This is a genomic window from Endozoicomonas sp. G2_2, from assembly GCF_017744135.1.
Lineage (GTDB): Bacteria > Pseudomonadota > Gammaproteobacteria > Nevskiales > Salinisphaeraceae > Salinisphaera.
This window is the reverse complement of sequence record NZ_JAGHQU010000016.1, coordinates 71003-77407: the sequence shown is the minus strand read 5'-3', so window position 1 is coordinate 77407 and position 6405 is coordinate 71003. Positions and strand designations below refer to the sequence as shown.

Genomic DNA, 6405 nt, shown 5'->3' with positions numbered 1-6405 from the left:
TACGCGGCTTCAAGCAACTCGCCGATGTCATTGATGGCATCCAATTCATCGACGGAATAGACGAGCGACAACTCAGCAGGAAAGCCGCCTAGCTTCTTTCCTCATACACCAGATTTGACAGTAACTCGCGATGCGACCGAGCAGCAATACATCGAGCAGCGCAGCCGCCTGATCTCGTTGAGCGGCCAGCCCAATGAATCCTGTTGGGCGCGTGGCCCGATCAGGCCAATGGTTTACCAATCGCGCGCCACACGCGGCTCGACCTTTACCGCCGCGTTCTACCGCTACGTGGCCAGTCGCTCGGAACTGTTCGTGACGCGGGTCACCGGCGACGGCGCGCAGCCCGTGGTGATCTGCGAGACCTCCTACGCATTCAATCCAACCCGCGAACTGGACTCGACCCACCGCGGCTCGAAGGTCTATCGCGACCACCGGGCGGCGCGTCGTGTCATGGACACCGCAGCAGCCAAACCACGCACGATCTGCCCGAAGGCCCAGCAGCACGACATCGGCCGGATCTTCTCGGATGCCTGCCTCGCGCCGTCCCCGGCACCGTCCCTGCCGATCCTCAAGCACGGCGGCGGGACGCTGGCCTTCTAGTACGCGCGGTCATCGTCGCTGGGGCACGCCGAGGCCCATCGGGATCGCCACCCCGCGAGTACGCGCCTGTCCGCCACTGTCCGGGCCTGTCCCTGCGTGCCTGTCGCAATCGCATGAAAGGGCTTGCGGCGCGCAGGGCGCGGGCCAGCCTGTAGTGACTGGACACACCACAGCGAGACCCCATGAAGATCATTCAGCCCGACAGCACCGCCGTTACCGAGATTGCCTTCGATCCGTCCGCCGATCGCGGCGACGTGCTGGTGCGCTTCAAGGACGGCAACACGACCTACCGCTACGGGCCGTGGACGCTGGCGGGCCTCAAGCGCGCCGTCACCGGCAGCGGTTCGCTCGGCCGGGAACTGGCGAAGCTGCGCCGCAATGAGGGCGATGCCGTCGACAATTTCTTCGGCAGTTGCGCCGAGGCCATGCAGGTATGGAACCTGCGGGCACACAAACGCGTATCGGCCACCCTGAACTGCGGCGCATCGGCCGTTCTCGCCTTCTAGGCGTCCTGACGCGGCGTCGGGGCGCATCGCGGCCCTGACGCCCTCACAGCGGCTCGTATCGCATCCCGACCGATACGAACCGCACTGCACGGAATCGCTCTATGGAACCCCCGATGTCCTACGTTCTTGTCCTCGTAACCTCGCCGACCTTCTGGGCGTGCTACATACTCATGGCGCTACTGATCCCCTCTGTTGCCGGGATGGTGTTCAAGCCGGTCACCGGCACGACGAAAAAGCAGCGGGCGTATCGAGCGACCGGGATCGAATTCGCCCTCGTGTTCCTGCCGTTTGCGGTTGTGGGCATTGCCAATGGGATCAATGGCACGTTCGCAGGGTTTCTGGCGAGTCCCGAATTGCCGGTCGCCGCGATGGTCGCTGCAAGCCTCGCACTGCTTCACATCATCCGCGCGGACCTATTGAGACGCGTCGAGCAGCCTCATAAGCCCGTCATTCTGATTGGCATCGCCTGTCTGGTCATGGCCGTGTCCATCGCGCTGATCGTCTTCTTGGTTACCACGCCCGAGATCACGTCATGGGTGGCCGTGTTCAATGCGGCCTATACGTCTGTCGCGCTGGTGCTCATGTATGGCTTCGCAGCGGCTGCCGCCGCGTTCTAGGTGGCACGAGCTGGCCGGGCGTTTCGGCGTCACACTGGGTCTACGGGAGCTGGCAGCAAATATTTTCCAGCGATAGGCCGATAACGCTACAGAGCAGGGTGCTTTGTATCGATACGGAGCAACCAGCGCAGTGGCACGCTGCAAAGGGATTGAGTGTGACGCAGCGATACGGGCATCCCCATGCTCGGCATCGCGACAAACCAACGGCACACTCAATCGACCGGGCTACCCTAGTCCCGCCTAACCCTCGGGTCCGGTCATGTGCAGCCCCGTCTGTGAGAGCAGGCGGGGTTTTTTTGTGGCCGCGATACGGCGAACATCGTTCGGGGTATTTTCAGGACTTGCGGCGTCGGCGGCGCGCCCGAGACTGGCCGTGTCACTTCACACCACGAACCGCCATGGCCGCCCTGCTCTCCCATACCCTGCTCAACTACAGCCCGGACGCCAACGATCCGTATGTGTTCACCGAGGCCCATCGCCCGGACGGCACCGCGATCCTGTGCGGCTTCAATACGCGGGCGGTCGAAATGGGGCACGAGCAGACCCAGTCGCTGGAGGAACTGAGCTTCTACCAGCGTCAGAGCGCGCGTGCACAGATTGACATGAGCGAACCCGGCCATTCCTGCGGGCCTTACGATCTGAACGGCTGGGGCCTGTGCGCCGTGGCGTTTCATATCGAGGCCAGCGGCCACCTCGTGCAGCACGTCGAGCGGCTGCGCGTGTCCCCGACCGACGGGGCCATCGAACACAATTCGCTGATCCTGAATGATGGCGCGAATGGCGAGCGGGTCGAGATGGGCACGAAACGCCACAAGAAGATCGCCGATGTCCAACGCAACCTGAAGAATGCCGCCGACTGGGCACGCAACGCCGGCGCGCAAGGCGCGATCACCCACCCGCTGGACACCCTGATCGCCTGCGACCCGAATCGCCTGTACGCACAGCTGCTGGGTGTGAAGACGGCAGCCGGCAGGCTCGTATCCCCACAGCTGAACAACCCGCGCGCGGCGCTGGCCTTCTGAGACATCGCCCTGACCAATAACCCTGAACGCCGTTCGGGGTTTTCATCGGCGCCCCGATACCCTGAACTGCACGCGGCGCGGACCTTCTGAGGTATCGCCTGGATCAATAACCCTGAACGCCGTTCGGGGTTTTTCATCGACGCCCCGATACCCTGAACATCGTTCGGGGTTTCAGCCGTTCGACGGGTCGGCGACCCGGTCAGCGCTGCCGATTCGATACGCACAACAGCGCCCGGCGTTTGGCGTTATCAGGGCTTGCGGCGCCCAGACACGGGACGAGGCTGTGATGGCGGGATCGACCCGCCCTACTCACACCACCTCGGAAACGACCCCATGAGCCATATCCATCTCGCCCTCGACAACGACGAACTCGCCACCGTGATCGCCGCGCTGCGGACCTACCAGGAAGCCGGCTACGGCGACCCGTACAACCGACCGGAACGCATCCACGAGATCGCCGCCGATGACAGCGTCATGAGCTCGCTCGACGATGCGGGCATCGATGCGCTGATCGCGGACAAGCTCAATATCTCGCACGAGCCCAAGACGCTCTACGCCGTCATGCAGGAGGGCGGCTCCTCCGGCGAGGGCTATCTGCATCTGCACGAAACCGAAGAAGACGCGGAGGCGGATCGCGAGAGCTGCGAGGAAGACGGCAGCTATCGGACCTCGGCGGTGTTCACCATCGCCAGCTATCCCGGCGACTTCGTGTCGCTCGACGATCTGATCCAGACCGCCGAGTACGCCGCCCAGCAGGACTACGACTTCCCCGCCTAGCCCGATCACGCCGGCCTCGAGTCGAATCAGGGCGTTTCGATTGGCCCAGCGCCCCTTTCTGGGGGCGTGGGCCGCTGTCCCGATACCTCACTGAACACAGGAGACCTCCGCCGTGGAAGAACAACACACCCCGCAAAGCGACGGACAACAGTGTCCGTTCTGTAAATCGTCGATCAATCCAGACGCCAACACCTGTGTCAGCTGCGGCGCCTACGAGCACATCGGCTTGGTGCGAGGCGAAGGCATCCCCTTCCTGTTCGTCATGGGGGTCATGTTCGCGGGCTTGTTCGCGATCTTCACGGACTACTCGGGATCGCCGCTCGAATGGCACGAAGTCATCGGCTTCCGTCTGGGCGGTGCCGCCGCCGTGGCCGGCGCGATCTGGGTGATGCGCAGGTTCATGACCCATCGGCGCTGGCTCCGGCATGTGTAGCGCGCCTGCGACCATCGTCGAGGTCTGACGACCGCCCCTGTCGCGGTCAGCCGGTCATGACGCCGGCTGGCCGCCCGGCCATCGTGTCATTCGCCCGTCGCAACCCGCCTGATCTGCGCCCCTGAGCGCGCCGCGCGGACTCAATCCGTTGCCTTGATTGGCAGAATAACGGGCCCGGCCGGTGGCCGATTGCCATCGATCCGCTGCCCCGACACAGCGCTGCGGGCGCGCACGCCCCCTTGGGCCGCCGGCCCTTTACAGCGAATCGATTGTCGCCCTGCTCCTTTCATGGAGCAGCGAACAATGTTTCTTGGATCAAACTGATACTGACAGCGTGAGTGCCAGAGAACGGCTTGCGGCGCCTGCGCGGCGTCGCAGTGTATGGCCATGTCGAAACGAGGGTTATTTCCGATGCAACTCACACCCACCGCTGCCCGGCCGATCTACTGCAATAGCCGTGACCACTGGCCGGTCATCGAAGTCATGTGTACCGAGACAACGCGTGGCTGGCGCGGCCTGAGCGAGAACGACCGAACCGACGCAGTCGCGTCGCTGTTTCATCTGCCCAAGGCGCCCATGGTCTCGGGTGATCCGGCCGAAGAATCGACATGGCTCATCGAAGAGCCACTGGTCGAAGATCCGGCCCTGTCGCTCAAGCTCAACGGCACGCTGCGACTGGCCGCCTACGACTTCCTGCAGGGTTCGCCCGACCTCACGGCACACGAGTTCCATGTCACCCCGATATCGGCCTCTCGGCTGGTACTGACCATTTCGCGCGAGATCGTCTTTGCCGTGGACGAGAATGGGCGCGGCTGCGAAACGACATCCGAGCGCCTGTTCTCGCGCATGGAATCGCCCAGCTCCGTGGCCGCCCACCTCATCGAGGCCCAGCAGCAGCTGTCGGCTCGCCGGGACAAGAACGTACACACCCGCGTGATGCCCGATCTTGATGCGGTCGCATCCGAAGGCCACTTGGCGCTGACGCGCGCTTTCGCACACTACGGCGAAGCCTATGGCGATACGGGGACGGCTTCCACACGCCGGCAGGCACAGGGCGGTTCCCATGGCTAGCGTCGCGCTCGAGATATGCCTGCCCCGGCCCTATCACTGGTTTCGCATTGGCGAATTGATCGCGGACCGATTCGGTAATCGCTTCATCGTCGAAGCGATCTACCGTTCGATACACGACGACAGTCCACACACCTATCGGATTGCGCCCGTGCATACGTCCAACGCCGCGTCGCCGCCGCGCATACAGCAGCTGGATGCCGAAACGGTGCATGACGGGCGTTTCATGCGTGCCGAGGGTGGGATTACCTTCATCCCCCCGAAGGTGCCGCTACGCCCATGTATCGACCGGCGCGCGCATAAGCCGTTCGGCTGGACGGGGCGCCAGACCTGCGAGGCCTGCGGCATCGATATGGGGTTCTGCGTGAACACGGCACGCTGGTACGACCAGAACAACACCTCCGATACGATCGAAAGCGCGCCCGAGCCCGCACCGCGTCGAGCCACGCATTCAGATGCCGCCGCCGGGCACGTCGCCTACCTGAAAGTTACGCCGATCCCGTGAGACGCCACCCTGTGCGGCCGGTCGCGGCGTGGCATGGGGATCGCACGCATTCGTTGATAGTTGTCACGGGGCGCTTGCGGCGCGCGCGGTGCGTTTCATTCTGGCGGTGACCACTCCCACCGGCGCCTGCCATGAATCAATCCGTCCCCTCCAATTCCCCCCTGTCCACGCGTGAGACCGTGCCCGTCGCGATCGTGAAGGATCAGGACAATCGAGTTATCGGCGTGCGCGAAGCGCAGGTTCTGGCTCACGGCCCCGGCCTACGTCGGCAGGTTCAGATGGGGGATGTTCTCAGCGGCGTGAATCCCGACCGCTGGCAAGATGAAAACGCGTTCCGTACCTACGACGCTGAAGAGAATTGGACCGCCAGTGTGGTTGCCGGGGGCTTGGCGGCCGTGGATGAGCTGCGCAGCGACCCCTGCCTTTCGGTGTCGGGCTACTGCCTGCGTCTGAACGACAACCTCCTCCAGTACAACGTCACACTCGCCCCACTGCCCGATAACCGCGCCAGCGTCGTGGTTCAAAACCGGGCGTTCGAGAACGGCGGCATCGGCCCGTGGAACAGCATCTCCACCCTCACCGGCGAGCACAAGGAAGCCGGGCGAATGTTCAGCGACATGCTGGAACAGGGCATGGCGGCGATGCAGCGGTGGAAAGACGATGGCGTCGGCATCGTGGGCCAATCTGCGCTCGTGCGGGCCGCCGTGATGATGCCGCAAGCCCTGCAGACCCGATTCGACACGCTGAGTGATGAAATCCCCGCGACCCGACAGGTCAGCCTGTGCTCTACCCGTGTCAACGGCTTCGGGCTACTGGCCTTCTAAGGCGCCGCGGCCCCAATCGCGTCGGCAGGCCTTGCGGCGCGCATCGGCCGGGG

Annotated in this window: 9 protein-coding genes; all 9 read left to right on the top strand. The window is 64.0% G+C overall.

Annotation, left to right across the window (positions count from 1 at the left end):
- The first annotated feature begins 228 nt into the window (after window positions 1–228).
- The 9 genes from J7355_RS15730 (at window position 229) to J7355_RS15690 (ending at window position 6352) form a co-directional block, all read left to right on the top strand.
- On the top strand, window positions 229–600 hold the full coding sequence (locus J7355_RS15730; RefSeq protein ID WP_209064393.1) for a hypothetical protein: 372 nt from the start codon (window positions 229–231) through the stop codon (window positions 598–600).
- Between the two features lie 182 nt (window positions 601–782).
- A complete protein-coding gene (locus tag J7355_RS15725) occupies window positions 783–1106 on the top strand; it encodes a hypothetical protein (protein ID WP_209064391.1) in 324 nt (107 codons plus the stop codon).
- 113 nt (window positions 1107–1219) lie between these two features.
- A complete protein-coding gene (locus J7355_RS15720; protein WP_209064389.1) occupies window positions 1220–1723 on the top strand; it encodes a hypothetical protein in 504 nt (167 codons plus the stop codon).
- Between the two features lie 398 nt (window positions 1724–2121).
- Window positions 2122–2745 (top strand): hypothetical protein, encoded by a 624-nt coding sequence (locus J7355_RS15715; RefSeq protein ID WP_209064387.1) that lies wholly within the window; start codon window positions 2122–2124, stop codon window positions 2743–2745.
- Between the two features lie 333 nt (window positions 2746–3078).
- On the top strand, window positions 3079–3522 hold the full coding sequence (locus J7355_RS15710) for a hypothetical protein (protein ID WP_209064385.1): 444 nt from the start codon (window positions 3079–3081) through the stop codon (window positions 3520–3522).
- A 112-nt stretch (window positions 3523–3634) separates the two neighbouring features.
- Window positions 3635–3955, top strand: coding sequence for a hypothetical protein (locus tag J7355_RS15705; RefSeq protein ID WP_209064383.1), 321 nt, complete (start codon window positions 3635–3637; stop codon window positions 3953–3955).
- A gap of 411 nt (window positions 3956–4366) precedes the next feature.
- Window positions 4367–5026 (top strand): hypothetical protein, encoded by a 660-nt coding sequence (locus J7355_RS15700; RefSeq protein ID WP_209064381.1) that lies wholly within the window; start codon window positions 4367–4369, stop codon window positions 5024–5026.
- Window positions 5019–5528 carry a hypothetical protein gene (locus J7355_RS15695; protein ID WP_209064379.1) on the top strand — a complete coding sequence of 170 codons (510 nt, stop codon included), beginning with the start codon at window positions 5019–5021 and terminating at the stop codon, window positions 5526–5528. The genes J7355_RS15700 and J7355_RS15695 overlap by 8 nt, the downstream gene beginning before the upstream one ends.
- Window positions 5529–5659: 131 nt before the next feature.
- On the top strand, window positions 5660–6352 hold the full coding sequence (locus J7355_RS15690; RefSeq protein ID WP_209064377.1) for a hypothetical protein: 693 nt from the start codon (window positions 5660–5662) through the stop codon (window positions 6350–6352).
- The last annotated feature ends 53 nt before the right edge of the window (window positions 6353–6405 follow it).

Coding starts and splice junctions, on each gene's coding strand:
- J7355_RS15730 (WP_209064393.1), top strand. CDS start 229: ATGGTTTACCAATCGCGCGCCACACGCGGCTCGACCTTTACCGCCGCG.
- J7355_RS15725 (WP_209064391.1), top strand. CDS start 783: ATGAAGATCATTCAGCCCGACAGCACCGCCGTTACCGAGATTGCCTTC.
- J7355_RS15720 (WP_209064389.1), top strand. CDS start 1,220: ATGTCCTACGTTCTTGTCCTCGTAACCTCGCCGACCTTCTGGGCGTGC.
- J7355_RS15715 (WP_209064387.1), top strand. CDS start 2,122: ATGGCCGCCCTGCTCTCCCATACCCTGCTCAACTACAGCCCGGACGCC.
- J7355_RS15710 (WP_209064385.1), top strand. CDS start 3,079: ATGAGCCATATCCATCTCGCCCTCGACAACGACGAACTCGCCACCGTG.
- J7355_RS15700 (WP_209064381.1), top strand. CDS start 4,367: ATGCAACTCACACCCACCGCTGCCCGGCCGATCTACTGCAATAGCCGT.
- J7355_RS15695 (WP_209064379.1), top strand. CDS start 5,019: ATGGCTAGCGTCGCGCTCGAGATATGCCTGCCCCGGCCCTATCACTGG.
- J7355_RS15690 (WP_209064377.1), top strand. CDS start 5,660: ATGAATCAATCCGTCCCCTCCAATTCCCCCCTGTCCACGCGTGAGACC.